23 protein-coding genes are annotated in these 26348 nt (G+C 71.6%); 10 read left to right on the top strand and 13 right to left on the bottom strand.

Features of this window, described 5'->3' with window-relative positions:
• Window positions 1-14: 14 nt before the first annotated feature.
• The 8 genes from LK09_RS04380 to rplU all read right to left on the bottom strand — a co-directional run bounded on the left by LK09_RS04380 (window position 15) and on the right by rplU (window position 6470).
• Window positions 15-1232, bottom strand: a complete 1218-nt coding sequence (locus LK09_RS04380) for a hypothetical protein (protein ID WP_039396500.1) — start codon at window positions 1230-1232, stop codon at window positions 15-17.
• Window positions 1229-1825: a nicotinate-nucleotide adenylyltransferase gene (nadD, locus tag LK09_RS04375; protein WP_039396499.1), complete on the bottom strand. Its 597-nt coding sequence runs from the start codon at window positions 1823-1825 to the stop codon at window positions 1229-1231. Before nadD ends, LK09_RS04380 begins: the two co-directional genes overlap by 4 nt.
• An 8-nt stretch (window positions 1826-1833) precedes the next feature.
• Window positions 1834-2061, bottom strand: a complete 228-nt coding sequence (locus LK09_RS04370) for a hypothetical protein (RefSeq protein WP_039396497.1) — start codon at window positions 2059-2061, stop codon at window positions 1834-1836.
• A 71-nt stretch (window positions 2062-2132) separates the two neighbouring features.
• Entirely contained in the window at window positions 2133-3428 is a 1296-nt protein-coding gene (locus LK09_RS04365; RefSeq protein WP_082008052.1) for a glutamate-5-semialdehyde dehydrogenase, read from the bottom strand.
• A 4-nt stretch (window positions 3429-3432) separates the two neighbouring features.
• Complete coding sequence (gene proB / locus LK09_RS04360; RefSeq protein WP_039396495.1) at window positions 3433-4254, bottom strand: glutamate 5-kinase; 822 nt, start codon at window positions 4252-4254, stop codon at window positions 3433-3435.
• Entirely contained in the window at window positions 4251-5768 is a 1518-nt protein-coding gene (obgE, locus tag LK09_RS04355) for a GTPase ObgE (RefSeq protein ID WP_039396493.1), read from the bottom strand. Before obgE ends, proB begins: the two co-directional genes overlap by 4 nt.
• 120 nt (window positions 5769-5888) lie before the next feature.
• The gene (gene rpmA / locus LK09_RS04350) at window positions 5889-6143 is read right to left on the bottom strand and encodes a 50S ribosomal protein L27 (RefSeq protein ID WP_039396491.1); all 255 of its coding nucleotides are present in this window, start codon (window positions 6141-6143) and stop codon (window positions 5889-5891) included.
• A gap of 18 nt (window positions 6144-6161) precedes the next feature.
• Window positions 6162-6470: a 50S ribosomal protein L21 gene (rplU, locus tag LK09_RS04345; protein ID WP_039396490.1), complete on the bottom strand. Its 309-nt coding sequence runs from the start codon at window positions 6468-6470 to the stop codon at window positions 6162-6164.
• A 247-nt stretch (window positions 6471-6717) separates the two neighbouring features.
• On the opposite strand from rplU, the gene LK09_RS04340 reads away from it, so the two are divergent.
• Both LK09_RS04340 and LK09_RS04335 read left to right on the top strand, forming a co-directional pair.
• Window positions 6718-6999, top strand: a complete 282-nt coding sequence (locus tag LK09_RS04340; protein ID WP_039396488.1) for a DUF4031 domain-containing protein — start codon at window positions 6718-6720, stop codon at window positions 6997-6999.
• Window positions 6996-7628, top strand: a complete 633-nt coding sequence (locus LK09_RS04335) for a TMEM175 family protein (protein ID WP_052226409.1) — start codon at window positions 6996-6998, stop codon at window positions 7626-7628. Before LK09_RS04340 ends, LK09_RS04335 begins: the two co-directional genes overlap by 4 nt.
• A gap of 25 nt (window positions 7629-7653) precedes the next feature.
• On the opposite strand, the gene LK09_RS04330 is transcribed toward LK09_RS04335, so the two are convergent.
• On the bottom strand, window positions 7654-10050 hold the full coding sequence (locus tag LK09_RS04330; protein ID WP_052226566.1) for an Rne/Rng family ribonuclease: 2397 nt from the start codon (window positions 10048-10050) through the stop codon (window positions 7654-7656).
• Between the two features lie 329 nt (window positions 10051-10379).
• Here LK09_RS04330 and LK09_RS04325 point away from each other — a divergent pair, with 329 nt between their 5' ends.
• A complete protein-coding gene (locus LK09_RS04325; protein ID WP_039396486.1) occupies window positions 10380-11012 on the top strand; it encodes a vitamin K epoxide reductase family protein in 633 nt (210 codons plus the stop codon).
• Between the two features lie 70 nt (window positions 11013-11082).
• On the opposite strand, the gene ndk is transcribed toward LK09_RS04325, so the two are convergent.
• From ndk to ileS, 4 genes are read right to left on the bottom strand one after another with little or no spacing between them, the layout of a single operon-like run.
• Window positions 11083-11499: a nucleoside-diphosphate kinase gene (gene ndk, locus LK09_RS04320; protein ID WP_039396484.1), complete on the bottom strand. Its 417-nt coding sequence runs from the start codon at window positions 11497-11499 to the stop codon at window positions 11083-11085.
• A gap of 3 nt (window positions 11500-11502) precedes the next feature.
• Window positions 11503-11937 carry a DUF4233 domain-containing protein gene (locus tag LK09_RS04315; RefSeq protein ID WP_039396482.1) on the bottom strand — a complete coding sequence of 145 codons (435 nt, stop codon included), beginning with the start codon at window positions 11935-11937 and terminating at the stop codon, window positions 11503-11505.
• Window positions 11934-13298, bottom strand: coding sequence for a bifunctional folylpolyglutamate synthase/dihydrofolate synthase (locus LK09_RS04310; RefSeq protein ID WP_039396479.1), 1365 nt, complete (start codon window positions 13296-13298; stop codon window positions 11934-11936). Before LK09_RS04310 ends, LK09_RS04315 begins: the two co-directional genes overlap by 4 nt.
• Window positions 13298-16666 (bottom strand): isoleucine--tRNA ligase, encoded by a 3369-nt coding sequence (ileS, locus tag LK09_RS04305; RefSeq protein WP_039398005.1) that lies wholly within the window; start codon window positions 16664-16666, stop codon window positions 13298-13300. The genes LK09_RS04310 and ileS overlap by 1 nt, the downstream gene beginning before the upstream one ends.
• A gap of 330 nt (window positions 16667-16996) precedes the next feature.
• On the opposite strand from ileS, the gene LK09_RS04300 reads away from it, so the two are divergent.
• From LK09_RS04300 to ptsP, 7 genes are all read left to right on the top strand, one after another.
• Complete coding sequence (locus tag LK09_RS04300) at window positions 16997-19495, top strand: circularly permuted type 2 ATP-grasp protein (protein ID WP_039396477.1); 2499 nt, start codon at window positions 16997-16999, stop codon at window positions 19493-19495.
• Window positions 19495-20391, top strand: coding sequence for a transglutaminase family protein (locus LK09_RS04295; protein WP_231562953.1), 897 nt, complete (start codon window positions 19495-19497; stop codon window positions 20389-20391). The genes LK09_RS04300 and LK09_RS04295 overlap by 1 nt, the downstream gene beginning before the upstream one ends.
• A 115-nt stretch (window positions 20392-20506) precedes the next feature.
• Window positions 20507-21268 (top strand): DeoR/GlpR family DNA-binding transcription regulator, encoded by a 762-nt coding sequence (locus tag LK09_RS04290; protein WP_039396475.1) that lies wholly within the window; start codon window positions 20507-20509, stop codon window positions 21266-21268.
• The gene (gene pfkB, locus LK09_RS04285) at window positions 21265-22212 is read left to right on the top strand and encodes a 1-phosphofructokinase (protein WP_039396473.1); all 948 of its coding nucleotides are present in this window, start codon (window positions 21265-21267) and stop codon (window positions 22210-22212) included. Before LK09_RS04290 ends, pfkB begins: the two co-directional genes overlap by 4 nt.
• A gap of 19 nt (window positions 22213-22231) precedes the next feature.
• Window positions 22232-24331, top strand: a complete 2100-nt coding sequence (locus LK09_RS04280) for a PTS fructose transporter subunit IIABC (RefSeq protein WP_039396471.1) — start codon at window positions 22232-22234, stop codon at window positions 24329-24331.
• Window positions 24332-24361: 30 nt separating this feature from the next.
• The gene (locus LK09_RS04275; protein WP_039396469.1) at window positions 24362-24631 is read left to right on the top strand and encodes an HPr family phosphocarrier protein; all 270 of its coding nucleotides are present in this window, start codon (window positions 24362-24364) and stop codon (window positions 24629-24631) included.
• A gap of 1 nt (window position 24632) precedes the next feature.
• Window positions 24633-26321, top strand: coding sequence for a phosphoenolpyruvate--protein phosphotransferase (ptsP, locus tag LK09_RS04270; protein ID WP_039396467.1), 1689 nt, complete (start codon window positions 24633-24635; stop codon window positions 26319-26321).
• The last annotated feature ends 27 nt before the right edge of the window (window positions 26322-26348 follow it).

The raw sequence follows: 26348 nt of genomic DNA, 5'->3' as shown, positions 1-26348 counted from the left end.
GTTTTCGGTTGCGGTCACTTGAAGACTCCTGTGACGAGGGCGAAGACGAGAACACCGATCAGGGCGACGGCCAGCACACCCGCGGTGATGGCGAGCGTGAGCATGAGCTTGTTCCCCTTCTCGGGGGCCGGCGGCGTGATGATCTCATCGGGCGTGACAGCCGTGCTGACCGCGGCGCTGGCCGAGATCGGCGTGGGCGAGGAATGTGTGGGGAGTTCACCGTCGACGAGGGTCGCGTCGATCTCTTTGCCGTCGGTGGTGCCGGGAGCATGCCCGGTCGAGCCCATCCCCTCCGGCAGGTTCCAGGAGCCGGTGACGATGACCTCGCCCGTCGCGGCCACCGGGGCGACCAGGGACGCCCCGGTCGGTGCCTGCGACACGATGAGCGTGCTCGGTCCGGCGATCGAGCCGGTGGTGGCGGTGTCGCGCTGCAGAAGCTGGTCGAAGGACGTGACCGGGCTCGTCGAGGCCGCGCCGGCGAGGAGACCCGCACCGAGTGCCGGGTTGACCGTCGCACGCGGCCCTTCGGGGGCGCTCGGACCGCCCTCGTCTTCGAAGATGCGCAGGTCGTCGTCATCGGGCGCGGCGAGGTGATCCGGCAGCGGGTGCGACGGATCCTCGGTCGGGAAGGCCGGGGCGGGGGCCGTCGGTCCGGCGAACAGGGCCGTGACCGGCTCGGCCGGCTCCGTCGTCGCGGGGCGCTCGGGCGCGAGGGCGGGCGGGACGCTCGCGATGATGCGCGTCGGCGCGTCCGTGGTCGAGGACTCGGCCGGAGCCGGCGCCGGGGCGGGCGCCTGCGGAACCGCCGAAAGCGCGACGTTGGGTGCCAGAGCGCCGGCCGCGACCTCCGGCGTGATGACCGGAACCGACGCCGTGCGGATGCGCTCCTGCTGACGCGCCTGGCGACGGGTGAGCGGAGCGGTGCCCAGGTCGACGCTCGCATCGGCCACGGGGGCCGGCGGGATCACGACCGGCTCGGCCGCTCGCGGCAGGGGGGCGACGACCGCGGGAGCAATCGGGGCGGGGGTCGGCGCCGGGGCCGGCACGACGGGGGCGGCGGCCGGGGTGGGGACCGGCCGCGGCGCGGGCTCGGGGGCGGCGGCCGGAGCGGATTGTTCGGCGGCGTCCGCGGCGCCGGGGCCGGTGATGACCGGGGTGGCGCCGGTGTTGCGCAGCTCACGCATCTGCTTGCGGGTGAGCTGGGGAGTTTCCGGCTGATCGGGTGTGCTCATGCCATGCTCCGGTAAAGATGATGCTTCGCGATGTATTGGACGACCCCGTCGGGAACGAGGTACCACACGGGGTGGCCGTTGCTCACGCGTTCTCGACAGTCCGTCGACGAGATCGCGAGCGCGGGAACCTCCAGCTGGCTCACTCCTGCGGAGGGCAGCCCAGCGGTGCTGAGCACGTGTCCTGGTCGCGACACGGCGACGAAGTGGGCGAGGTCCCACAGACCATCATGGTCTCTCCAGCTGAGAATCTGCGCTACGGCGTCGGCTCCCGTGATGAAGAAGAGCTCGGCATCCGGCCGCTGCGACTGGAGATCGCGCAGCGTGTCGACGGTGTACGTCGGCCCGTCGCGGTCGATGTCGACCCGGCTGACGGTGAATCGCGGGTTGGATGCCGTCGCGATGACCGTCATCAGGTAGCGATGCTCGGCCGGAGACACCTGCGACTTCTGCCACGGCTCGCCGGTCGGCACGAACACGACCTCGTCGAGGTCGAACGACTGCGCCACCTCGCTGGCCGCGACCAGGTGCCCGTGATGGATGGGATCGAATGTCCCACCCATCACCCCGATGCGCGGAGCGCGTGTCGCCGTCATGCGAGACGTCAGTGGCCGTGTCCTGCCTGCCGCAGGTCGCCCTCGTGGGCCCGTGCGAAGGCCTCCGCCTTGTGGGCGTGCCGGTTGGCGACGTGGCGGTACGACGAGGTGACCAGCGCGAGGCCGCCGAACACGCAGATGGCGATGATCGGGAACACGATCGTCTCGAGCATGACGTTGCCGCCCTCGGCGCCGCCTTCAGCGGCAAAGGCGATCAGCTGCGTGGCCAGGGTCATCGGTGCTCCGTTTCAGAGATGAGCGCATTCACCGTCGGTTGCGGGGCGCGCTGAGCTTTCAGTGTAGTTCGTCAGGGGCGGACTTGCCCGGTGCCGCGCGCGAGCCACTTGGTGCTCGTCAGCTCGGGCAGGCCCATCGGGCCGCGGGCGTGCAGCTTCTGCGTCGAGATGCCGACCTCGGCGCCGAATCCGAACTCGCCTCCGTCGGTGAAGCGCGTGGACGCGTTCGCCATCACGACGGCCGAATCGACCTCGGCGAGGAAGCGCTCCGCGGAGGCCTCGTCGTCGGTGATGATCGACTCGGTGTGGTGGGTCGAGTAGCGGCGGATGTGGTCGAGCGCGTCGTCGAGGTCGGGCACCACCCGCATCGACAGCTCGAGGCTCATGTGCTCCGTCGCCCAGTCGTCGGCGACGGCGGGGACGACCCCCTCGGCGCGACGCGCGACCTCGGCGTCCCCGTGCACGACGACCCCGGCATCCTGGAGCGCCGCAACGAGCGGCCTCACGATGCGGTCCGCGGCATCCTGATGCACGAGCACGGTCTCGACGGCGTTGCACACGCTCGGGCGCTGCACCTTCGCGTTGACGACGATGTCGCGCGACCGCTCCAGCGGGGCGGAGGCGTCGAGGAAGATGTGCACGACACCGGCTCCGGTCTCGATCACCGGCACGGCGGACTCGGTGACGACCGTCTCGATCAGCTGGGCGCTTCCGCGCGGGACGAGCACGTCGACCACGCCGCGAGCGGCCATCAGGGCGCGCGCGCCGTCGCGGCCGAAGTCATCGACGGTCTGGACGGCCTCGGGGTCGATGCCGACGCCGTTCAGCGCCCCGCGGATGAGACCGACGAGCGCGCGATTCGACTCGAGCGCGGCACTGCCGCCGCGCAGGACCACGGCGTTGCCGGAGCGCAGGGCGAGGGCGGCGATGTCGACGGTGACGTTGGGACGGGCCTCGTAGATCGAGCCGATCACGCCGAACGGAACGCTGACCTTCTGCAGGCGGATGCCGTTGGGCAGCGTGCGCTCGTCGAGCATGCGGCCCACCGGATCGGGCAGGTCCGCCACGTCGCGCACCGCGGCCGCGAGGGCGGCGACGCGGGAGGCGTCCAGGGTCAGCCGGTCGAGCAGGCCGTCGGAGAGGCCGTTCTCGCGCCCGCGCTCGAGGTCGAGGGCGTTCGCGGCCACCACCTCGGCGGCGTGCGCGTCGATCGCGTCTGCGATCGCGAGCAGCGCCTCGCGCTTGCGGGCGTCGGAGAGGAGCCCGACCGACCGCGACGCCTCTTTGGCGCGGCGCATCCGCTCGGCGGCCGTCGGAGCCTCCGATTCCGGGGTCGCGACCGTCGCCTCCGTCGTCGTGCTGCTCATCCGGTCAGTCTACCGAGGCGTGCGCCATCACCGGCGCGACGGGGGCCGGGTTGGGCGCGAACCACGTACCCACCGCGGCCCCGCCGAGGGCGTCGGCCACGAGGTCGGCGCGGGTCACCAGCACACCGGTTCCGGATGCTGCGGCCAGTCGTGCGGCGGATGCCTTGGTCGCCGCTCCCCCGGTGCCCACGCCGTTGACCTTGGTGGATCCGAACTGGAAGCGATCCAGCGGCGTGCCGTACTCGATGGTGTCGATGACCTCGGCGCCGGGGGTCCCGGGCGGTGCGGTGTACAGCGCCGGCACGTCGCTGAGCAGCACCAGCGCGTCGGCGCGCACGAGCTGCGCCACCATGGCGGCGAGGCGGTCGTTGTCGCCGAAGCGGATCTCGTGCGTGGCGACGGTGTCGTTCTCGTTGACGATCGGCAGGATGCGCAGGCCGAGCAGGCGTTCCATGGCGCGCTGGGCGTTGGAGCGGTGCGTGTGGTTCTCGAGGTCGCCGGCCGTGAGCAGCACCTGGCCGGCCACGATGTGGAATTCGCGCAGCGCTGCCTGGTACCGGTAGATGAGCACGTTCTGCCCGACCGCGGCGGCCGCCTGCTGGGTCGCGAGATCGGTCGGCCGCTCGTCGAGAGAGAGGAACGGCATCCCCGTCGCGATCGCACCGGAGGACACCAGGACCACCTCGCAGCCGCGCGCGTGCGCCGCCGCGAGGGCCTCGACCAGCGGGCCGATCTGGTCGGCGTTCTCACCGGAGATCGACGAGGACCCGACCTTCACCACGATGCGACGCGCGGTCGCGAGGTCGCGGCGATCGCGCGCCGTCATCCCTCGTCGTCCTCGTCGGCGTCGACCCAGGACGACTCCGCGAGGCGCTCCGCCTCGAGCTCGGCCCGGGCGGCCGCCTTCGCGTCCATCCGCTCGTGGTACTGCTCGCGACGCTCGGACGTGGTGCGGCGTCCGCCGTCGTACAGCCGCGGGTCGGTGCCGCGCGGCGCGGTCATGAGCTCGGCGGCCGAGCTGAGGGCGGGCTGCCAGTCGAACACCACGCCGCCCTGGTCGCCGATGACGACCGTCGCCCCCGGCGTGGCACCGGCGCGGAACAGTTCGTCTTCGACGCCGAGCCGCTCGAGGCGGTCGGCGAGGAAGCCGACGGCCTCTTCGTTCTGGAAGTCGGTCTGCTGCACCCAGCGCAGCGGCTTGTCGCCCAGCACCCGGTACACGGGGCCGTAGGTGCCGCCCTCGACACGCACCTCGAACTCGCGCTCCGACCCCTTGGGCCGGATGATGATGCGCGGGCCGGGCGAGGCCTCCGTGGTCTCCGCGCGGTGCTCCGCGACGAGCTCGCCGAGCGCGAAGGTCAGTTCGCGCAGCCCCTGGTGCGACACCGTCGAGACATCGAACACCCGCAGACCGAGAGCCTCCAGGTCGGGGCGCACGAGGTCGGCGAGGTCCTTGGCCTCGGGGACGTCGAGCTTGTTCAGCACGACGACCTGCGGCCGGTCGAGGAGAGGCGTCTGGCCCTCGGGCACCGGGTACGCGGCCAGCTCCTGCCGGATGACCTCGAGATCGCTGAGCGGATCGCGGCCGGGTTCGAGCGTCGCGCAGTCGAGCACGTGCACCAGCACTGAGCAGCGCTCCACGTGCCGGAGGAACTCGAGGCCGAGCCCGCGGCCCTCGCTCGCGCCCTCGATGAGCCCCGGGACGTCGGCGATCGTGTACCGCACGTCGCCGGCGGCGACGACGCCCAGGTTGGGATGCAGCGTGGTGAACGGGTAGTCGGCGATCTTCGGCCGCGCGGCCGACACGGCCGCGATGAGGCTGGACTTGCCCGCGGAGGGGAAGCCCACCAGCGCCACGTCGGCGACCGTCTTCAGCTCGAGGACGACGTCGCCCTCCCAGCCGGGAGTGCCCAGCAGCGCGAAGCCGGGCGCCTTGCGCTTCGTGGTCGCGAGGGCCGCGTTGCCCAGTCCCCCGCGCCCGCCCGGCGCCGCGACGAAGCGCGTGCCGGGTTCGATGAGGTCGGCCAGCGTCTCGCCGTCGGCATCCTTCACGACCGTCCCGACCGGCACGGGCAGTTCGATCGACTCCCCCAGCGCCCCGGAGCGGTTGTCGCCCATCCCGAACCCGCCGTTGCCGCCGTGACGGTGCGGCGAGTGGTGATACGACAGGAGCGTCGTCACCTGAGGGTCGGCGACCAGCACCACATCCCCGCCGTTGCCGCCGTTGCCGCCGTCCGGGCCGGCCAGCGGCTTGAACTTCTCGCGACGGACCGAGACGCAGCCGTTGCCACCCTTTCCGGCGCGCAGGTGCAGCGTCACTCGGTCGACGAAGGTGACCATGGGGGATGCCTCCCGGGAATCTGGGATGAGGGTGGATATGAAACGAGGGGCGAGCCGAAGCCCGCCCCTCGTCTGAGACTACTCGGCCGCCGTTGCGGCGGCTGAGACCTGCTCGAAGCCTTACGCGGCCTCGACCACGTTGACGACCTTGCGGCCGCCCTTCGTGCCGAACTCGACCGCGCCCGCGGCAAGCGCGAACAGCGTGTCGTCGCCGCCACGGCCGACGTTCGCGCCGGGGTGGAAGTGCGTGCCGCGCTGGCGGACGATGATCTCGCCGGCGCCGACGACCTGGCCGCCGAAGCGCTTCACGCCGAGTCGCTGGGCGTTGGAGTCGCGGCCGTTACGGGTGGAGCTTGCGCCCTTTTTGTGTGCCATCTCTACGTCTCCTGTGACTTACTTGATTCCGGTGACCTTGACGCGGGTCAGGTCCTGACGGTGGCCCTGGCGCTTCTTGTAGCCGGTCTTGTTCTTGAACTTCTGGATCACGATCTTGGGGCCGCGCTCCTCACCGAGGACCTCGGCGGTGACGGTGACCTTCGCGAGCTTGTCGGCGTCGGTCGTGACGGCGTCGCCGTCCACGAACAGCACGGCGGGCAGCTCGATGGTCTCGCCCACATTCGCCTTCTGACGGTCGAGAACGACAACCGTGCCGACCTCGACCTTCTCCTGCCGACCACCGGCGCGCACTACTGCGTAAACCACTTCATACCTGTTTCGTTGGGGAGCGGGGACCGCTCCGTATTCACACGGGAAGACTGTGCTTGCTTCGCACGCCAGCAGAGGGACCGCAATGGCGGGCGCGATTCGCATGTCCCGCAGCATCCGAGTGGGGCGGATGGCACGGTGCACCAAGGGACTACTTTACCGGATGCCGCCCGAACTGGCAAAAGCGCCCCGGGCGCGTGTCGGGCAGGCCCTCCCCCGGCGGCCGCGTGCGTAGGATCGGCGCGTGACCGTGTTGATCGACGACGCGCGCTGGCCCGCGCACGGACGCCTGTGGGCGCACCTCGTCTCCGACGACAATCTCGCCGAGCTCCATGCGTTCGCCGCGGCGAACGGCATCCCTCCGCGCGCCTTCGACCGCGACCACTACGACGTCCCCGACGAGGCTCACGATCGCCTGGTCTCCGCCGGGGCGACCCCGGTGGACGGGCACGAACTCGTGCGCCGCCTCATCGCATCGGGGCTGCGCGTGACCGCACGCGAGCGCCGCGAGGGGGCGCGCCGATGACCTCCGGGCGCCTGGAGGCGTTCAGCGACGGCGTGCTCGCGATCATCATCACCGTGATGGTCCTCGGACTCGCGGTGCCGACGGGAACCCACTGGGCAGACCTGATCCACACGTCGGGGCTCGGGCTGCTGACCTACCTGCTGAGCTTCGTCTACATCGGGATCTACTGGAACAACCACCACCATCTCTTCCAGCTGCGCCCGCCCGTGAGCGGCGGCGTGCTGTGGGCGAACCTCCACCTGCTGTTCTGGCTGTCGCTGTACCCGTTCACGACGGCGTGGCTCACCGAGACCCGCGTGGCGCAGGTGCCGACCGTGGTCTACGGCCTCAATCTGATGGCCGCCGGGGTGGCGTACTACGTCCTCCAGCAGGTGATCACGCGGCGCCCGGGCGGCGAGCGGCTGCGGGAGGCGTTCGGACGCAACGTCAAGGGCGTCATCTCGCCCCTGCTCTACCTGCTCGGCATCGGCTTGGCGTACGTCACGCCCTGGCTCGGTCTCGTGCCGTTCGTCGCGGTCGCGGTGATCTGGCTCGTCCCGGATCGCCGCGTCGAGCGCTACCTGGCGACGCACCCCGCCGTCACCGCCGCGGCGATCCCCGACTCCGACGACGACGACCCGACGCCGTAGCGCCGGGTCGTCGGGCATCGACGGGTCAGGACTCGTCGACCACGATCGGGGTCGGGGTCAGCGCCGCCGTCGTCACGCGACGCCGGGCCCGGCCCTGGCCCGGAGCCTTCGGCTCCGGCAGCGCGCTGAGCACCGAGTCGAGCAGCAGCTCCTTCTCGGTCTTCGGCGACGACGCGTCGGACTTCTTGCGCCGCTTCTTGGTGCGCTCGGCCGGCTTCTCGGCCGGGGCATCCAGCTCGGGCAGCGGAAGCATCGAGGGCTGCGCCTGCGTCGGCTGCTCCTCGTGGTGCAGGGTCGATGCGGCGATCTGCGCGAGCGCGGACTTCGCCCCTTCCGGGATGCCGTGGGCGCCGCCGGACGGCTGGCTCGACGGCTGCGGCTGGCGGTTGCCGCCGCGGCGCGACGACGAGCCGTTGCCGGACTGCTGGGCCTGCGCCGAACGGTGCTTCACGAGCGGGTCGTGGTGCACGATGATGCCGCGGCCCGCGCACACCTCGCACTGCTCGCTGAAGGTCTCCAGGAGGCCCAGGCCGAGCTTCTTGCGGGTCATCTGCACGAGGCCGAGCGAGGTGACCTCGGCCACCTGGTGCTTCGTGCGGTCACGGCTCAGGCATTCGATGAGCCGGCGCAGCACCAGGTCGCGGTTGGACTCCAGCACCATGTCGATGAAGTCGACGACGATGATGCCGCCGATGTCGCGGAGACGCAGCTGCCGGACGATCTCTTCGGCCGCCTCCAGGTTGTTCTTCGTCACCGTCTCTTCGAGGTTGCCGCCGGTGCCGACGAACTTGCCCGTGTTGACGTCGACGACGGTCATCGCCTCGGTGCGGTCGATGACGAGCGAACCGCCCGACGGGAGCCACACCTTGCGGTCGAGCGCCTTCTCGATCTGCTCGGTGATGCGATACGCGTCGAACGGGTCGTTGTCGGCCTCGTAGCGCTCCACGCGCTCGAGCAGGTCGGGCGCCACGGCCTCGAGGTACTTCTCGATGGTGTGCTGGGCGTCCTCGCCCTGGATGAGCATCTTCGTGAAGTCCTCGTTGAAGACATCACGGACGATCTTGACGAGCAGGTCGGGCTCGGAGTGCAGCAGCGTGGGCGCGGGGGTGGATGCCACCGCCTTGCTGATGTGCTCCCACTGCGACGTGAGCCGCTGCACGTCGCGCGTGAGCTGCTCCTCGGTCGCGCCCTCCGCCGCGGTGCGGACGATGACGCCCGACGACTCCGGAAGAACCTCCTTGAGGATCTTCTTGAGACGTGCGCGCTCGGTGTCGGGGAGCTTGCGCGAGATGCCGTTCATCGCCCCGCCCGGAACGTACACGAGGTAGCGGCCCGGGAGCGAGATCTGGCTGGTCAGACGCGCGCCCTTGTGGCCGACCGGGTCCTTCGTGACCTGCACGAGCACCTTGTCGCCGGACTTGAGGGCCAGCTCGATGCGACGGGGCTGGTTGCCGGTCTCGACGGCATCCCAGTCGACCTCGCCGGAGTACAGCACCGCGTTGCGGCCGCGTCCGATGTCGACGAAGGCGGCCTCCATGCTCGGAAGCACGTTCTGCACGCGGCCGAGGTACACGTTGCCGATCAGCGACGCATCCTGGCTGCGGGCGACGTAGTGCTCCACGAGCACGTTGTCTTCGAGGACCGCGATCTGGATGCGGCCGTTCTTCGACCGCACGACCATCACCCGGTCGACGGCCTCGCGGCGCGCGAGGAACTCCGCCTCGGTCACGACGGGACGCCGCCGGCCGGCCTCGCGACCGTCGCGACGACGCTGCTTCTTGGCCTCGAGGCGAGTGGAGCCCTTGATGCGCTGCGGCTCGGTGATCAATTCGACCGCGCGCTGGCGCTTGCGCGGAGCGGGCGACTCCTCGGGCGCCTCGTCGCGGCTCTCACCGCGCCGGCGACGGCGCCGGGAGCTGCTCTGCGCCGGCTCGGAGGCCTCTTCGCGCTCGGGGCGGACCGGGAGCGGCAGCACCTCGGGAGCGTAGAAGTGCAGGGCCGTCGACACCGACGAGACGAACTCGGCCGGCAGCAGGCCGAGGGACACCGCGGTCACGGGCTCGGTCGACGCCGGCTGCTCGGACTCGGCCGACGGAGCCTGCTCGGCCTCGGGCCGGGCCGGTGCGGTCTGCTCGGGCTCGGCCGATCCGGCAGGCTCGGCCTCGGGCACGACGGACTGCTCGGTCTCGGCGACGGGAGCGTCCGATTCGGCGGCCGGACCCGGCTCCGCGGACGCCTCGGACTCGGCGGGGCCGGTCTCCTCGGTGTTCTCGGACTCTTCCGATGCCTCGGGTGCCTCGTCAGCGGCCGCCTCCTCGGCGGGCTGCTCGACCGGAGCGTCGCCGACGGCCTCGGCCGGGGATGCCTCCGGGGCGTCCTCGGGGGTCGCGGCATCCTGCTCCGGCGCCGGAAGGGGCGTCAGATCGGCGTCCGCGCCCGGCTGCTCGTCTCGGTTCGTGGGGATCTCATCAACCGTCACCGGTGCTCTTCCTGCGGGCGACACCGTGCGTCGCCCGGCGAAATCTCGTGCGGAGCACCTCGCTCGGCGAGGCGGCCCCGCGAATTCTCACGGTCTGCAGTCGGCGGGTTCGCTCGGACTGCATTGGGCGTTTCACGCCCGAAAGTCTCTCGACGCGGCCTCGGCGTCGCCGGGGCTGCATCCGCTCCATTATCGCACCAACCGGGCGATATCCGCGAAGCGGAGGCATCCGGGTGGGTTTCGGCTTACGGCGGGATGCCATAATCCGAGTCATGGCCGACACCACGACCGAGTCCGAGTCCACGCCTCCCGCGGCATCCGCGCCCCCGGGCACCCACACCGTCCTGGCGATCGTGCTCATCGTCGGCGGCGCCCTCGGCCTCCTGGCCGCGTTCCAGCTGACCATGGACGACATCAATCTGCTGAAGCATCCGGAGATCGCTCTGACGTGCAACGTCAATTCGATCGTGCAGTGCGGCAAGAACATCAACTCGTGGCAGGGCAGCGTCTTCGGCTTCCCCAACCCGATCCTCGGCCTCATGACGTATCCGGCACCCATCGTCGTCGGCGCGGCATTGCTCGCCCGCGCGCGCTTCGCGGCGTGGTTCTGGTGGACCTTCAACGCCGGCATGCTCTTCGCGATCGCGTTCGTGTTCTGGCTCGCGTTCGAGAGCATCTTCGACATCGGCACCCTGTGCCCGTGGTGCTCGCTCGTGTACTTCGTGACCATCCCGATGTTCCTCGGCGTCACCGTCCGCAACCTCCGCGCCGGCATCGGCGGACGGGCCCTGAAACGCGTCGGCGACGTCCTGGCGCCGTGGATCGTGCTGCTGGCCGTGCTGGGCTACCTGATCATCTTCGGCGCCGCGCAGCTGCACCTGAACGTCCTCGGCACGTTCTTCTGAGCCCACCCGCCTGCAGAGACGGACAGACCCCCGCCGAAAGCGAGGGTCTGTTCGCAGAGGGAAGGGCGACTCAGCCGAACCAGATGCCGAGCTCTCGTGCCGCCGACTCGGCGCTGTCCGAGCCGTGCACGAGGTTCTGCTGCACCGGCAGGCCCCAGTCCCGGCCGAGATCGCCGCGGATCGTGCCGGGCGCGGCGGTCGTCGGGTCGGTGGTGCCCGCGAGCGACCGGAAGCCTTCGATCACGCGGTTGCCGGCGAGACGGATGGCGACCGACGGGCCGGACATCATGAACTCCACGAGGGGCTCGTAGAACGGCTTGCCGGCGTGCTCGGCGTAGTGCTTCTCGAGGACCTCGCGGTCGGGTTCCACGAGCTTGATGTCGACGAGGGAGTATCCCTTCGCCTCGATGCGGGCGAGGATCGCGCCCGTCAAGCCGCGGGCCACACCGTCGGGCTTGACGAGGACGAGGGTCTGTTCGGTGGCCATGGGTCAGTCTCCGTTCGCGGATTCGCGCAAGATTCGGGCGTTGCGCCGGTCCAGTGACGCTCCCTTGATGGTCCCATATCCGTACATGGCGCCGAAAATCAGCGCCACGATGAGCATCGCGGGCACGAGGAAGGCGCAGAGGGCCACCACGACCTGCAGGGCCCAGCCCAGGACGATCCCCCACCGATAGCGCGTCAGGCCGGAGACCACGAGCATCAGCACCGCCAGGACGATCCCGACGATGATCCCCCACCACGGGGCGATGGGTGCAGGCAGCGCCTTCAGGCCGTAGATGACGAGGCCGGCGAGGAACATGATGAGCGCCTCGGCGCCCAGCACCACCTGGCCGAGCGATTCGGCAGCACCACGCTGACGGCGCGGCTTGCGGGCCGGGACCGGCGGCTCGGCGCCCGAGGCCGCGGAGTTCGCCTCGGTCACGACTCGTACCCCGCCTTCCAGTCCTCGGATGCCGACAGGGCCACAGCCTCGCCGGCGAGCACCACCGACCCGGCGATGATCACCGCGCGCCGGTGCGGCGCCTCCTGACCCTGCGCGGCCCACGCCCGGGCGGCGTCGGCCGCGTCGGCGAGATCGCGGTGCACCGTGACCGGCAGCTCCGCCGCCTCGGCGAGGTCGGCGATGCGGTCGGCGTCGTTCGCGCGCTCCGAATCGGGCGCGGTGGCGAACACATGCGCCGCGACCGGTGCCAGCTCGCGGAGGATGCCGGCGGCATCCTTGTCGGCGAGGACGCCCAGCACCACCCCCCACTCGTCGAAGTCGAACGACTCGCGCAGCGCGGTCACAAGCGCGCGGGCGCCGTGCGGGTTATGCGCGGCGTCGACGAGCACGGTCGGCTCGGTGCCGAGCAGCTGGAGTCGTCCGGGCGAGAGCACCTGCCCGAGGCCCTCGGCGAGCACGTCGCCGGTGATCGGCTGGCTCGCGCCGCCGATCAGCGCCTCGACCGCGGCGATCGCGAGTGCCGCGTTGAAGCCCTGGTGGGCGCCGTACAGAGGCAGATAGACGTCGTCGTAGCTGCCGGCGAGGCCGCGCACGCGCAGCTGCTGTCCGCCGACCGCGAGGCGCTGCTCGGCGAGGGCGAATCCCTCGCCCTCGAAGGCGATCGACGCGCCGCGCGCGGCGGCCGCGGCGCGCAGCACCTGCTCGGCCGCGGCATCCTGCCGGGACGAGACGACGGCCGCGCCGTCCTTGATGATGCCCGCCTTCACGCCGGCGATCTCGGCGATCGTGTCTCCGAGGCGGTCCGCGTGATCGATGTCGATCGGGGCGAAGACCGCCACGTCGCCGTCGGCCGTGTTCGTGGAGTCCCACGCGCCGCCCATCCCGACCTCCAGCACGAGGACGTCGACCGGTGCGTCGGCCGCGACCACGAACGCGAGCACGGTGAGCACCTCGAAGAAGGTGAGCCGGGCGTCGCCGGCCGCGGCGAGCTCGGCGTCGACGAGCTCCACGAACGGGAGGATCTCGTCCCACGCATCGGCGACGGCGGCATCCTCGACGGGCGCGCCGTCGATCATGATGCGCTCCGTGAACCGCTGCAGGTGCGGGCTCGTGAACAGGCCCGTCCGCAGCCCGTGGGCGCGGATGAGGCTCTCGATCATCCGGCTGGTCGAGGTCTTGCCGTTCGTCCCGGTGACGTGCACGACCCGGTAGGTGCGCTGCGGGTCGTCGAGCAGCTCCAGCACGCGGCGGGTGCGCTCCACCCGCGGCTGCACCCACTGCTCACCCTGGCGCTCCAGCAGAGCCGAGTAGACGGCGTCCGCGCGTTCGCGATCGTCCATCACACCGCCTCCGTCTCACGCACGAGGACCTTCGTCACACCGACGGTGAAGCCGCCGCGGTTAGCGAAGTCGCCCGCCGCGAACGAACCGGTGTGACCGGCCTCGACCGCCGCGTCGAAGGTGGAGCCGGTGAGCACGGCGCCGTTGACCGTCGCGACGAGAGCGAGGGTCTCGCCGGCCACGTCGGCCGTCGCGAAGGCGTCGCGAACCGCCGCGGCATCCTCCTCGTCGTCGAACGACAGCGACAGGGCGATGCGGTCGCTGACCTCGAAGCCGGCGGCCTTGCGGGTGTCCTGCACGGCGCGCACGACGTCGCGGGCCAGGCCCTCGGCCTCGAGCTCGGGGGTCGTGGTCGTGTCCAGGAGCACGAACCCGCCGGAGGGAAGCAGCGCGAGCGCCTCGCCCTCGGGGCGGCCGGCGGTCTCCAGCACGAGCTCGTACTCCGGTTCTTCGAGCAGGATGCCGCCCGCGACGACGCCCTCGGGGGTCTGCTGCCAGTCCCCCGCCTTGGACGCCTGGATCACCTGCTGCACCTGCTTGCCCAGGCGCGGGCCGGCAGCCCGGGCATTGACCTGCAGGCGGTGCGTGATCCCGTACTCGGAGGCGGTGTCGTCGCCGAGTTCGACGAGTTCGACGCCCTTGACGTTGAGCTCCTCGCGGAGGATGTCGGTGAACAGCCCGAGGCCCGCGGAGCCGGCCACTGCCACGGTGAGGCGAGGCAGGGGCAGGCGCACGCGCTTGCCCTCGCGCTTGCGCAGCGCGTTGGCGACGCTGGACACCTCGCGCGCGGCATCCATCGCCTCGCGGATGTCCGCCGCCGGAGCGAACGCCGTAGCATCCGGCCAGTCGGTCAGGTGCACGCTGCGGCCGCCCGTGAGGCCCTGCCACACCCGCTCGGAGACGAGCGGGATGAGGGGCGCCGCCACGCGGCACAGCGTCTCGAGCACCGTGTACAGGGTGTCGAACGCCTCGCGGCTGCGGGGGTCGTCCGTCACTCCGGTCCAGAACCTGTCGCGCGAGCGCCGGATGTACCAGTTGGTCAGCACCTCGGCGAAGTCGCGGAGCTTGGCCGCTGCCATCGTCGAGTCGAGGCCCTCCAGGTCGGTCGCGACGTCCCGCACCAGGTCGCCGGTGAGCGCCAGGATGTAGCGGTCGAGCACGTCCGTGGAGTCCGTGCGCCACGTGGCCTCGTAGCCGGATGCGGTCGCCGCGTTGGCGTACGTGGAGAAGAAGTACCACGCGTTCCACACCGGGAGCATGAACTCCCGCACGCCCGCGCGGATGCCCTCCTCGGTGACGACGAGGTTGCCGCCCCGCAGCACCGAGCTCGACATCAGGAACCAGCGCATCGCGTCCGAGCCGTCGCGGTCGAAGACCTCGTTGACGTCGGGATAGTTGCGCAACGACTTCGACATCTTCTGCCCGTCGCTGCCCAGCACGATGCCGTGGCAGGCGACGCCGCTGAACGCCGGGCGGTCGAACAGCGCCGTTGAGAGCACGTGCATCAGGTAGAACCAGCCGCGCGTCTGACCGATGTACTCGACGATGAAGTCCGCCGGCGCGTGCGTGTCGAACCATTCGCGGTTCTCGAACGGATAGTGCACCTGGGCGTACGGCATGGAGCCGGAGTCGAACCACACGTCGAAGACGTCCTCGATGCGGCGCATGGTGCTCTTGCCGGTGGGGTCGTCCGGGTTCGGGCGCGTCAGCTCGTCGATGTAGGGACGATGCAGGTCGACCTCGCCCTCCGGGTTGCGCGGCAGTCGGCCGAAGTCGCGCTCCAGCTCGGCCAGCGATCCGTAGGCGTCCACGCGCGGGTGCGCGGGGTCGTCGCTCTTCCAGATCGGGATGGGCGAGCCCCAGTAGCGGTTGCGGCTGATCGACCAGTCGCGCGCGCCCTCGAGCCACTTGCCGAACTGGCCGTGCTGCACGTTGCCGGGCACCCAGGTGATCTGCTCGTTGCCCGCGAGCATGCGGTCCTTGAAGTCGGTGACGCGCACGAACCAGCTGGAGACCGCCCGGTAGATGAGGGGGTTCCGGCACCGCCAGCAGTGCGGGTAGGAGTGCTCGTAGGATGCCTCGCGCAGGAGCCGCCCCTCGGCCTTCAGCACGCGGATGAGCGGCCGGTTGGCGTCCATCCACAGCTCGCCGGCGACGTCGGTCACCTGCGGCAGGAACCGGCCGCCGTCGTCCAGGCTCATGATGAGCGGGATGCCGTGCGCCTCGGTGACGCGCTGGTCGTCCTCACCGTAGGCGGGCGCCTGGTGCACGATGCCGGTGCCGTCGGTGGTGGTGACGTAGTCGTCGACGAGGATGCGCCAGGCGTTGCCGGTGCCCCAGACGTCGGCGTCGGCGTAGTAGTCGAACAGCCGGTCGTAGGTCACGTCGGCGAGCTCGGCGCCGCGGACGATCTGGTCCACGGCCGCACGCGCCGCCTCCGCCGACTCGTAGCCGAGGTCCTTGGCGTAGGACCCGAGGAGGTCGGATGCCAGCAGGTAGCGGTGCGCGGTCGCTTCGAGCGCGTCGTCGCCGGGGTGCACGTCCGCGGCGCCGGCGGGGCCCCCGGGGACCACGACGTACTCGATGTCGGGGCCGACCACGAGCGCCAGGTTCGTCGGCAGCGTCCACGGGGTGGTCGTCCACGCGAGCGCGCGCACGGCGGTCAGGCCGAGGGTCTCGGCCTTGGCGCCGGTGAGCGGGAAGGTCACCGTGACCGAGGGGTCCTGGCGCATCTTGTAGACGTCGTCGTCCATGCGCAGCTCGTGGTTCGAGAGCGGCGTCTCGTCGCGCCAGCAGTACGGCAGCACCCGGTAGCCCTCGTAGGCGAGGCCCTTGTCCCACAGGGTCTTGAAGGCCCACAGCACCGACTCCATGTAGTTGGTGTCGAGGGTCTTGTAGCCGCGCTCGAAGTCCACCCAGCGGGCCTGCCGCGTGACGTAGTCCTCCCAGTCGCGGGTGTACTTCAGCACGGAGGCGCGCGCCTTGGCGTTGAACGTGTCGATGCCCATGGCCTCGATCTCGCTCTTCTCGGTGAGTCCGAGCTGCTTCATCGCCTCGAGCTCAGCCGGGAGACCGTGGGTGTCCCACCCGAAGACGCGGTCGACCCTCTTGCCGCGCATGGTCTGGAAGCGCGGGAAGAGGTCCTTGGCGTAGCCGGTCAGCAGGTGCCCGTAGTGCGGCAGGCCGTTGGCGAACGGGGGTCCGTCGTAGAACACCCATTCCTCGGCGCCGTCACGGTTCGCGATGGATGCGCGGAAGGTGTCGTCCTGGTCCCAGAAGGCGAGGGTCTCCCGCTCGATGTCGGGAAAGCGCGGGCTCGGGACGAGGTCGGCGGCGGGGCCGAAGGCGGAGCTCTTGGGGTAGGTCATCATCTCTCGCAGCAACTCGGATTCATCGTGCTGCCGGGACGATCCTGGGACCGCGGTACCACCCTGCGTTGCACCCTGCGTTTCGTCTCGGGCGCGCTTCGCGCGTCCTCGCTCAACGACCGAGCGCCACTCTCACTGCGGCTGTGACGGGCCTGCCCCGCCCGGTTCTACTGGGGGCTCGCGCCCTGTTCTTCCGAGTGCTCCCCGGTGATGGCCGGATCGATGCGTATCCCTCGATGATACCGCCCCGCGCGGGATGGGCGGGTGGCGGTTGTGCCGGTAGGTTGAAGCGGGGCCTGCGCCCCGTCACGGCAACCGAGAGGCCCGCGCTTGAGCATCATCCAGGACTACGCCCGCACCGCGGGCGAGCAGGTCGGTTCCGGCGCATACGACGAGGTGGTGGATGCCGACGGCACCCTGCGTCCGGCCTGGCGCGAGTTCGCCGCGGTCGCCCTCGACCTGGAGGGGCCCGAGGTCACCCGGGTCGCCGACGATGTCAGCAGGTTCCTCGCCGACGACGGCGTGACCTGGACTCCGCCGACGGGCGAGGCGCTGCCGTGGCGACTGGACCCGATGCCGTTCGTCCTGGATTCCGAGACGTGGGCCCATCTGGATGCCGGACTCGCCCAGCGTGCCGAGCTGTGGAACGCGATCCTCACCGACCTCTACGGCGAGCGCGCGCTCCTGCGCGACGGCGTCCTTCCCGCGGCGGCGATCTTCGGCCACAGCGGCTACCTGCGGCCGCTGGTGCGGGCATCCGCCTCCGGCGCGCAGTCGCTGGTGGTGACCGCGGCAGACCTGGGCCGCGCGCCCGACGGAACCTGGCAGGTGCTGGCGGACCGCCTGCAGGCCCCGTCGGGGCTCGGTTATGTGATGGAGAACCGGCGGGTGATCTCCCAGGTGATCCCGGAGCTGTACCAGCTGGGTGCGCCGCACCGGATGTCCCCGTTCTATGCCGCCCTGCGCGCGGCGCTCCTGGACAGCGCCGCGGAGGGGGTCGCCGAGCCGCGCGTGGTGGTTCTCTCCCCCGGGTCGCGCTCGGAGACCGCGTTCGACCAGGGACACCTGGCGAACGTGCTGGGGTTCCCGCTCGTGCAGGGCGAGGACCTGCTGATGCGCGACGGCCGCGTGTGGCTGAAGCCGCCGGGCTGGCCGCGCAAGCCCGCGACCGAACGGGTCGACGTGATCCTGCGGCGGGTCGATCCGCTCTGGTCGGATCCGCTCGAGCTGCGCGGGGATTCGCGGCTCGGGGTCGCCGGGCTCACCGAGGCGGTGCGTCGCGGGCGGGTGCGGGTCGTCAACGGGCTGGGCGCCGGCGTGCTCGAGAACCCCGCACTGTCGGCGTTCCTCCCGGACGCGTGTCAGACCCTGCTCGGCGAGCCCCTGCGACTCGCGCAGGCCCCCACGTGGTGGTGCGGCGACGACGATGCGCGCGCCGAGGTGCTGGCACGACTCGACGACCCCGGGTTCGAGGTGCTCCGCATCGACGAGCCGGTGCAGCCGGGCGTCCCGGTCTCGGCTCCTCCGCCGGACGAGGTGCGCGGCCGCATCCTGACCGCCCCGCACCTGTACGTCGGCCGGGAGCGCGCGCTGCTGTCGCGGGCGCCGGTCTGGACGGATGCCGGCTCGGCGAGCCCGCATCCGGTGACCCTGCGGATGTTCACGCTGCGCTACGGCGCCGCCTATCGCCCGCTGGCCGGTGGGCTGGCGACGGCGTACGACGAGACCGGGACGCGCATCGCCAAGGACGTGTGGGTGCGCAAGACCGATGCGTCCGAGCCCGACCAGGGGCTCGCCGACATGGACGGGGACGTCGTCGACCGGCTCGACACGGTGCTCTCGCCGCGGAGCCTGGAGAACCTGTTCTGGGCCGGCCGCTACGCGGAGCGCGCCGAGGACGTGCTGCGGATGATCCTCGCGGTCGATCCCGATCTCGATGACCTGCGCGCCGCCGATCCCGGCGCCCCCGGCGCAGGAGCACGGGCCCTCCTCGTGCCGCTGCACCGTTTGGCGGGGCCGCCGACCGGGCGCGCTGCGGCATCCCCCGCGGCCGACCTGCGCTCGCTCCTGCTGGACGCGCAGCGGGTGGGGAGTCCGGCCTACGCCATCGAGCGGATGCGTCAGGCGCTCGAGGAGGTGCGCGACCAGCTGTCCGGTGACACGTGGCGGGTGTTCGCCGCCGTGACGCGGGCGCAGCGCGCGCTGCGTCTCAGCCGGCACGACCACCAGATCGCGGAGTCCGCGGGCCGCATGCTCAGTGCGCTCCTCTCGCTGCAGGGAGTCACGGCGAACATGATCAGGGATGCCGGCTGGCGCATGACCGAAGCCGGCCGCAGCCTGGAGCGCGGACTGCAGGTCTGCCGCCTGCTGCGGGCGACGGTTGTCGAGACCCGCCCGGTCCGCGTCGAACGCGAGGTGCGCGACGTGCTCGTGGCGTGCACCGAGAGCGCCGTCACCTTCCGGCGGCGCTACCGCGGCACGGCTCGCGTCGGGGCTCTCGCGGAGCTCCTGCTCGCGGACCGGCAGAACCCGCGCTCGGTCGCGTTCGCGGTGGACCGCCTCGTGGAGCACCTCGCCGACCTTCCCGCCTCGACGGGCTCGACGCGTGCCGAGCGGCTGGTGGGCGATCTCGCCGACCGGCTGGCCGAGGTGGATGCCGCCTCCCTCGCCTCGTCGCAGGGCGGCCGGCGGCACGCCCTCGCGCTCCTCCTCTCCGAGCTCATCGGCCAGCTCGAGCAGCTTGCCGATGCGACGGCGGAGATCCACTTCGCCGGCGGCCTGCCGCCGGTCGCACTGACCGATCTGTCCGTCATCGAGGAGGTCGGCTGATGCGGTATCGGGTGTTCCACCGCACCACGTACACGTACAACGACGACGTGCGCGACAGTCTCGGCGTCTACCACATGACGCCGCGACCGCTCCCGTGGCAGGACGTCGCGACCACCGCCGCGAGCGTCGACCCGGAACCGGTCGACCTCGACCGCGACACGGACGTCTACGGCAACGCGGTCACGTATTTCCAGGTCACGGCCAAGCACCGTCGGCTGCAGATCGAGGCGAACAGCGACGTGACCGTCCGCGCGCCGCAGTACGATCCGCAGGCCCTCGCGCGTCCGTGGGAGACCTCCCGCCCTCACGGCAGCGCGGCCTCCGACGCGTGGCTGGCCACCGAATTCGCCCTGGAATCGGCCCGGGCCGTGCACGCGGAGGGGGTTTTCGCGTACGCCGCGGCCTCCCTCCTCCCGGGGCGCCCGGTGGGTGAAGCGGCCGACGACCTCATGCACCGCATCTTCCGGGACTTCCGCTACGACAGCACGGCGACGACCGTCACCAGCTCGGTCGCCCACGTGCTCGAGCAGCGCGCGGGCGTCTGCCAGGACTTCGCGCACCTCGCGCTCGCGTGCCTGCGCAGCCACGGCGTCGCCGCCCGCTACGTCAGCGGCTATCTCGCGACGCAGCCGCCGCCCGGCAAGGAGCGCGTCTTCGGCGCCGATGCGTCCCACGCCTGGCTCGCCGTCTGGCTCCCCGAGCAGGATGCCTGGCTGGCCATCGATCCCACGAACGATCAGCGGGCGAACGACCGCTACGTGACCGTGGCGTGGGGGCGCGACTACGCGGACGTCTCCCCCATGCGGGGCATCATCTTCACCGATGCGACCTCGTCGACCCTGCGGGTTTCCGTCGACGTCGCTCCGTGGCAGGAGGCCGCCACTCGGTCGCTCTGAGTCGTAAACCACACGTTCCAACATCCGCATTCTTCGTTTGTATTGTTTTCTGTTGGTTCATGTGGGATAGTGGCTCTACGCCCACCACCGGGGTGGGCACGGCGAAGGAGCCCCGATGTACGCAGCAGAGCGGCAGCAGCGCATCCTCGAGCACGCTCAGGGTGAAGGCCGCGTCGAGGTCGCGACCCTCGCTGACCGATTCGACGTCACGACCGAGACCGTCCGGCGCGATCTCGCCGTCCTCGAGCAGCAGGGCCTCGTCCGCCGAGTGCACGGCGGCGCACTGCCCACCGACCGCCCCGTCCCCGAACTCTCCCTCTCCAGCCGCATCGGACGCCAGGCCGACGCCAAGCTGCGCATCGCCACCCGGGCGCTCGCCGAGCTTCCCGAGGACGGCACGGTGCTGCTCGACTCCGGATCGACGACCCTCGCGCTCGCGGAACTCATCCCCACCGACGCGCGACTCACCGTCGTCACCAACAACGCGACCATCGCGGCGGCGCTCGCCGGCCGCGAGAACCTGACCCTGCTCCTGATCGGCGGCCGGGTGCGCACCGTCACCGCGGCCGCCGTCGGCCCGTGGGCCACCGCCGCCCTGGCCGGCCTCACCGTCGACGTCGCGTTCCTCGGAACGAACGGGTTCGACGCGGCGCACGGCCTCACCACGCCCGACCAGGACGAAGCCGCGGTCAAGCGCGCCATGCTCGATGCGGCCCGCACCCGCGTGCTGCTGGCCGACTCCAGCAAGCTCGGCGCCGTCCACCTTCAGCGCTTCGCCCGGACCGACGAGCTCCACACCGTCATCACCGACACCGATGCCGACGACGACGCCGTCGATGCCCTGCGCAGCGCCGGCCCGAAGGTCGTGACCGCATGATCGTCACCCTCACCCCCAACCCGAGCATCGACCGCGCCGTCGGACTCGATCGCCTCTCCCGTGGAGAGGTGCTCCGCGCGACGACGAGCCGCATCGACCCGGGCGGCAAGGGGCTGAACGTGTCGCGCGCGGTCGTCGCGATGGGCGGCGTCACCCGTGCCGTGCTCCCCTCCGGCGGCCTCGAAGGCGGCCTGCTCGAATCGCTGTGCGCGGCGGCGGGCGTGCCGGTCGACGTCGTCCCGATCCGCGGCAACGTGCGCATGAACATCAGTGTTCTCGAGCCCGACGGCACCACCACCAAGCTCAACGAGCCCGGCCCGCGGCTGGATTCCGCCGAGACCGCGGCGCTCATCGCCACCGCCCTCGCCGACGTCCCCGCCGGCGCGTGGCTGTCCGGCGGCGGCAGCCTGCCGCCGGGCGCACCCGCGGACTTCTACGCGCGCCTCGTCGACGGAGCCCGCGAGCGCGGCATCCACATCGCCGTCGACACGTCCGGCCACTCGCTCACCACCGCCGTCGCCGCCGGGCCCACGCTCATCAAGCCGAACCGCGAAGAGCTGAGCGGCCTCGTCGGCACAGACCTGCGGACCCTCGGCGCCGTCATCGACGCCGCCTGTGCGCTGCACCGCGGCGGCATCCGGATCGTCGCCGTCAGCCTCGGCGTCGACGGTGCGATCCTCGTCACCGGCGACGGCGTCTGGCATGCGCAGGCGCCCGCCGCAGACGTCGTCTCGACCGTGGCCGCCGGCGACTGCATGCTCGCCGGGCTCCTCTTCAGCCTCGACGCCGGACGCCCGGCATCCGATGCGCTCGCCGAAGGCGTCCGCTGGGGCACCGCCGCGGTCGGACTGCCCGGCAGCCAGGTGCCCGCCCCGACCGACATCCGGGACATCCACGTCTCGCTGACCACCTCCCCCGACCGCGAGCTCCCGCTCGCTGACTGACTCCACGGAAGGAATCGCCATGCCACTGATCAACGAAGAGCAGGTGGTGCTCGACCTCACCGGCGCCGACCGGCACGAGGCGACCCGTCACCTCGCCGAACGCCTCGTCGCCACCGGTCGCTGCACCGACCTCGAGCAGTTCCTCGCCGACGTCCGCGAGCGTGAGACGAAGATGGCCACGGGGCTTCCCGGCGGCATCGGCATCCCGCACGCGCGGAGCGCCGCCATCACCGAGCCCTCGCTCGTGTTCGGACGCGTGACGGACGGCATCGACTGGGGTGCGAAAGACGGCCCCGCCAACCTCGTCTTCCTCATCGCGGCGCCGGCCGACGGCGGCGACGCGCACATGCAGATGCTGCCCAAGCTCGCCCGCGCCCTGATGAAGAAGGAGTTCCGCGCCGCCCTGCTGGCCGCGACCACCGAGGCCGAGGTCGTCGCCATCGTCGACGAGCAGGTGCAGCTCGACGCGCCCCCGGCGCCCGCCGTGGCGTCCGACGCGCAGGAGGATGCCGCCGCAGCCGCCGCCGTCGCGGCCGCCGCAGAGTACCCCGTCCCGCTCACCGGGGCCGCGAACCGGTCGCTGAAGCTCGTCGGCGTCACCTCGTGCCCCACCGGGATCGCGCACACCTACATGGCCGCCGAGGCCCTGGAGCGCGCGGCGAAGGAAGCCGGCCACGAGATGAAGGTCGAGACGCAGGGTTCAGCCGGCACCGTGCCGCTCACCGCCGCCGAGATCGCCGACGCCGACGCGGTCGTCTTCGCCCACGACCTCGCCGTGAAGGACGTCGGGCGCTTCGCCGGAAAGCCGACCGTCGACGTCGGCGTGAAGAAGGCGATCTCCGACGGCCCCGAGCTCATCGCGCACGCCGCCGCGCTCGCCGCCGAGTGGGAGGCGGACCCGAGCAAGGCCGCGCAGGCCGCCCAGGCGGCCGCCGCCGGCGGCCTCACCACCAAGGTCGAGGAGAACGCCCGGGTCGGCACCAAGATCCGGCAGTGGCTGATGACCGGCGTCTCGTACATGATCCCGTTCGTCGCGGCGGGCGGCATCCTCATCGCCCTGTCGTTCATGATCGCGCAGCTCGCGATCGGCGCAGCCGGGCCCGTCGCGGTGGTCAAGTACAACCTCATCCCCGGCGACCCGCTCAACATCGCCCAGCACTTCAACCCGCTCAGCCTGATGTCGTGGGGCGGACTGCTGTTCGTCATCGGCGGGGCGTCGTTCGGCTTCCTCGTGCCGATCCTGTCCGGCTTCATCGCCTACGCGATCGCCGACCGGCCCGGCCTCGTTCCCGGCATCGTCGGCGGAGCGATCGCGGCCACGATGAGCGCCGGGTTCCTCGGGGGCCTCGTCACCGGATTCCTCGGCGGCTTCGTCGCCCTGTGGATCTCGCGCTGGAAGGTGCACAAGGGCGTCCGTGGCGTGATGCCCGTCGTCGTGATCCCGCTGCTTTCCACCCTGATCACCGCGGGTCTGTTCATCACCATCCTCGGCCGCCCGATCGTGTGGATCATGACGCAGCTGAACACGTGGCTGAACGGCATGACCGGCGCCAGCGCGCTGATCCTCGGTCTCATCCTCGGCGCGATGATGGGCTTCGACCTGGGCGGCCCGGTCAACAAGACCGCCTACGCGTTCGCCACCACCGGACTCGCCGCCGCGGGCGCCGCGACGGATGCCCCGCAGCTGAAGATCATGGCCGCCGTCATGGCCGCCGGCATGGTCGCCCCGCTGGCGATGGCCCTGGCCACCGCGGTGCGCCCGAAGCTCTTCAACGGCCCCGAACGGGAGAACGGCAAGGCCGCGTGGCTCCTCGGTCTCTCGTTCATCTCCGAGGGCGCGATCCCGTTCGCCGCCGCCGACCCCATCCGCGTGATCGCCTCCTCGGTCATCGGCTCCGCCGTCACCGGTGGCCTCTGCATGATCTTCGCGGTGACCCTGCGCGCCCCGCACGGCGGCATCTGGGTGCTGCCGCTCATCGGCCAGCCGGCCCTGTTCGTGCTGGCTCTCGTGATCGGCGTCGCGGTCATGGCGCTCATCGTGATCGTGCTGAAGACTATGGCGCAGAACAAGGCCGTCGCCTCCGCCGAGGCCCCGGTCACCGAGCCCGTCGCCGCCTGACATCCGTCCGCCCCTTCGAAGGAGAACACCATGGCAACCCGTACCGTCACCATCGCCTCGTCCGTCGGCCTGCACGCCCGCCCCGCGTCGCTGTTCGTCGAAGCGGCCGCCGATTCCGGCCTCGACGTCGAGATCGGCCGCCCGGGCCAGGATGCCGTCGACGCCACCAGCATCCTCGGCGTGATGGCGCTCGGCGCCACCCACGGCGAGGAGGTCGTGCTCACGGCATCCGGCGACGACGCCGACGCGGTCCTGGACAAGCTCGTCGCGCTCCTGGCCACCGACCTGGACGCCGAGTGACATGACCGAGACGTCCGGCGAGATCCAGCAGGGAATCGGCGTCAGCCCGGGCACGGCTTACGGACCGGTGGTGCAGGTCGCACCGCCGGTCCGGCCGCCGGCGAACGAGCCGGCACCGGCCGACCCGGATGCCGCGGCGGCCGCCGTCGCGCAGGCCTTCGCCGACGTGGCGGCCTCGCTCGACGCGAAGGTCGAACGGGTGAACGACACCGCCCAGACGATCCTCAAGGCGACCGCGATGATCGCCCGGGACAAGTCGCTGCTGAAGGCCGCCGTCGCGTCGGTGCACGCCGGCGTCGGCCCGGCGACCGCGATCACGGCCGCCGTCGAGGAGTTCGTCGTCAAGTTCGAGGCGCTCGGCGGCTATTTCGCCGAGCGGGTCGCCGACCTCCGGGACGTGGGGGCCCGTGCCGTCGCGGCGGTGCTCGGCGTCCCCACCCCGGGCGTGCCGGACTTCACGCAGCCGAGCGTCCTCGTGGCCGAAGACCTCGCCCCGGCCGAGACCGCGACCCTCGACCGGTCACTCGTCGTCGGCATCGTCACCCAGGCCGGCGGCCGCACCAGCCACACCGCCATCCTCGCGGCGCAGATGGGCATCCCCGCCGTCGTCCAGCTGCACGGCGCGACCGGCATCGCACCCGGCACCCACATCTCCCTCGACGGCGACACCGGCGAGGTGGTCATCGACCCCGATCCCGCCCTCATCGCGGCCCAGCACGCCCGCCGGGAACGCCGCGCCACTGCGCTCGCCGCCGCGAGCGGACCCGGACGCACCAAGGACGGACTCGCCATCGCGCTGCTGGCCAACATCGGCGGCGTGGAGGATGCCGAGCTCGCCGGCCCTCAGGACCTCGAGGGCGTCGGCCTGTTCCGCACCGAGTTCGTGTTCCTCTCGTCCGAGACCGCCCCGACGGTCGCCGAGCAGACCGAGATCTACCGTCGCGTGTTCGAGCCGTTCGGCGGCCGCCGCGTCGTCGTGCGCACGCTGGATGCCGGCGCCGACAAACCCCTCAAGTTCGCCGACCTCGGCCCCGAGGAGAACCCGGCGCTCGGCCGGCGCGGCCTGCGACTGTCGGCCGAGCGCCCGGAGCTGCTGGACGCCCAGCTGGAGGCCCTCGCCGCGGCCGCGAAGCTCACCGGAGCGGACGTGCGGGTCATGGCGCCGATGGTCGCCACCGTCGAAGAGGCCGCATGGTTCGCCCGCCGCGTGTACGAGAACGGCCTGCCGAAGGCCGGGGTGATGATCGAGGTCCCGGGCGCCGCGCTGCGCGCGTCCCATGTGCTCGGCGCCGTCGACTTCGGCAGCCTCGGCACCAACGACCTCGCCCAGTACACGATGGCCGCCGACCGGATGCAGGGCGAGCTGTCGGATCTGCTCGACCCGTGGCAGCCCGCCGTCCTGGACGTCATCGCGGCCGCCGGCATCGGTGCGCGACAGGCCGGCAAGCCGCTCGGGGTGTGCGGCGAGTCGGCCGGCGATCCGCTTCTCGCCCTCGTCCTGGTCGGTCTCGGCGTCTCGAGCCTGTCGATGGCGCCCGGCAAAGTGCCCGCCGTGCGGGTGGCCCTGGCTGCGCACACGCAGCTGGACTGCCAGCAGCTCGCGGCGGCCGCCCGGGGGGCGGCGACGGCGACCGAGGCCCGCGACGCGGTGCGCGCGGCGGCATCCCCGGAGCTTCTCGAGATCCTCTGACCGGGGTTTTCTGGACCGGGTGTCGGA

The organism is Microbacterium mangrovi, assembly GCF_000802305.1.
GTDB classification, from domain to species: Bacteria; Actinomycetota; Actinomycetes; order Actinomycetales; family Microbacteriaceae; genus Microbacterium; species Microbacterium mangrovi.
Note: the sequence above shows the minus strand (reverse complement) of the source record. Positions and strands in the feature narration are given on the sequence as shown.

Coding starts and splice junctions, on each gene's coding strand:
- LK09_RS04310 (WP_039396479.1), bottom strand. CDS start 13,298: ATGGACGATCGCGAACGCGCGGACGCCGTCTACTCGGCTCTGCTGGAG.
- LK09_RS04380 (WP_039396500.1), bottom strand. CDS start 1,232: ATGAGCACACCCGATCAGCCGGAAACTCCCCAGCTCACCCGCAAGCAG.
- LK09_RS04365 (WP_082008052.1), bottom strand. CDS start 3,428: ATGAGCAGCACGACGACGGAGGCGACGGTCGCGACCCCGGAATCGGAG.
- ileS (WP_039398005.1), bottom strand. CDS start 16,666: ATGACCTACCCCAAGAGCTCCGCCTTCGGCCCCGCCGCCGACCTCGTC.
- LK09_RS04325 (WP_039396486.1), top strand. CDS start 10,380: ATGGCCGACACCACGACCGAGTCCGAGTCCACGCCTCCCGCGGCATCC.
- LK09_RS04370 (WP_039396497.1), bottom strand. CDS start 2,061: ATGACCCTGGCCACGCAGCTGATCGCCTTTGCCGCTGAAGGCGGCGCC.
- nadD (WP_039396499.1), bottom strand. CDS start 1,825: ATGACGGCGACACGCGCTCCGCGCATCGGGGTGATGGGTGGGACATTC.
- rpmA (WP_039396491.1), bottom strand. CDS start 6,143: ATGGCACACAAAAAGGGCGCAAGCTCCACCCGTAACGGCCGCGACTCC.
- proB (WP_039396495.1), bottom strand. CDS start 4,254: ATGACGGCGCGCGATCGCCGCGACCTCGCGACCGCGCGTCGCATCGTG.
- LK09_RS04280 (WP_039396471.1), top strand. CDS start 22,232: ATGCCACTGATCAACGAAGAGCAGGTGGTGCTCGACCTCACCGGCGCC.
- LK09_RS04335 (WP_052226409.1), top strand. CDS start 6,996: ATGACCTCCGGGCGCCTGGAGGCGTTCAGCGACGGCGTGCTCGCGATC.
- pfkB (WP_039396473.1), top strand. CDS start 21,265: ATGATCGTCACCCTCACCCCCAACCCGAGCATCGACCGCGCCGTCGGA.
- LK09_RS04290 (WP_039396475.1), top strand. CDS start 20,507: ATGTACGCAGCAGAGCGGCAGCAGCGCATCCTCGAGCACGCTCAGGGT.
- ptsP (WP_039396467.1), top strand. CDS start 24,633: ATGACCGAGACGTCCGGCGAGATCCAGCAGGGAATCGGCGTCAGCCCG.
- ndk (WP_039396484.1), bottom strand. CDS start 11,499: ATGGCCACCGAACAGACCCTCGTCCTCGTCAAGCCCGACGGTGTGGCC.
- LK09_RS04295 (WP_231562953.1), top strand. CDS start 19,495: ATGCGGTATCGGGTGTTCCACCGCACCACGTACACGTACAACGACGAC.
- obgE (WP_039396493.1), bottom strand. CDS start 5,768: ATGGTCACCTTCGTCGACCGAGTGACGCTGCACCTGCGCGCCGGAAAG.
- LK09_RS04275 (WP_039396469.1), top strand. CDS start 24,362: ATGGCAACCCGTACCGTCACCATCGCCTCGTCCGTCGGCCTGCACGCC.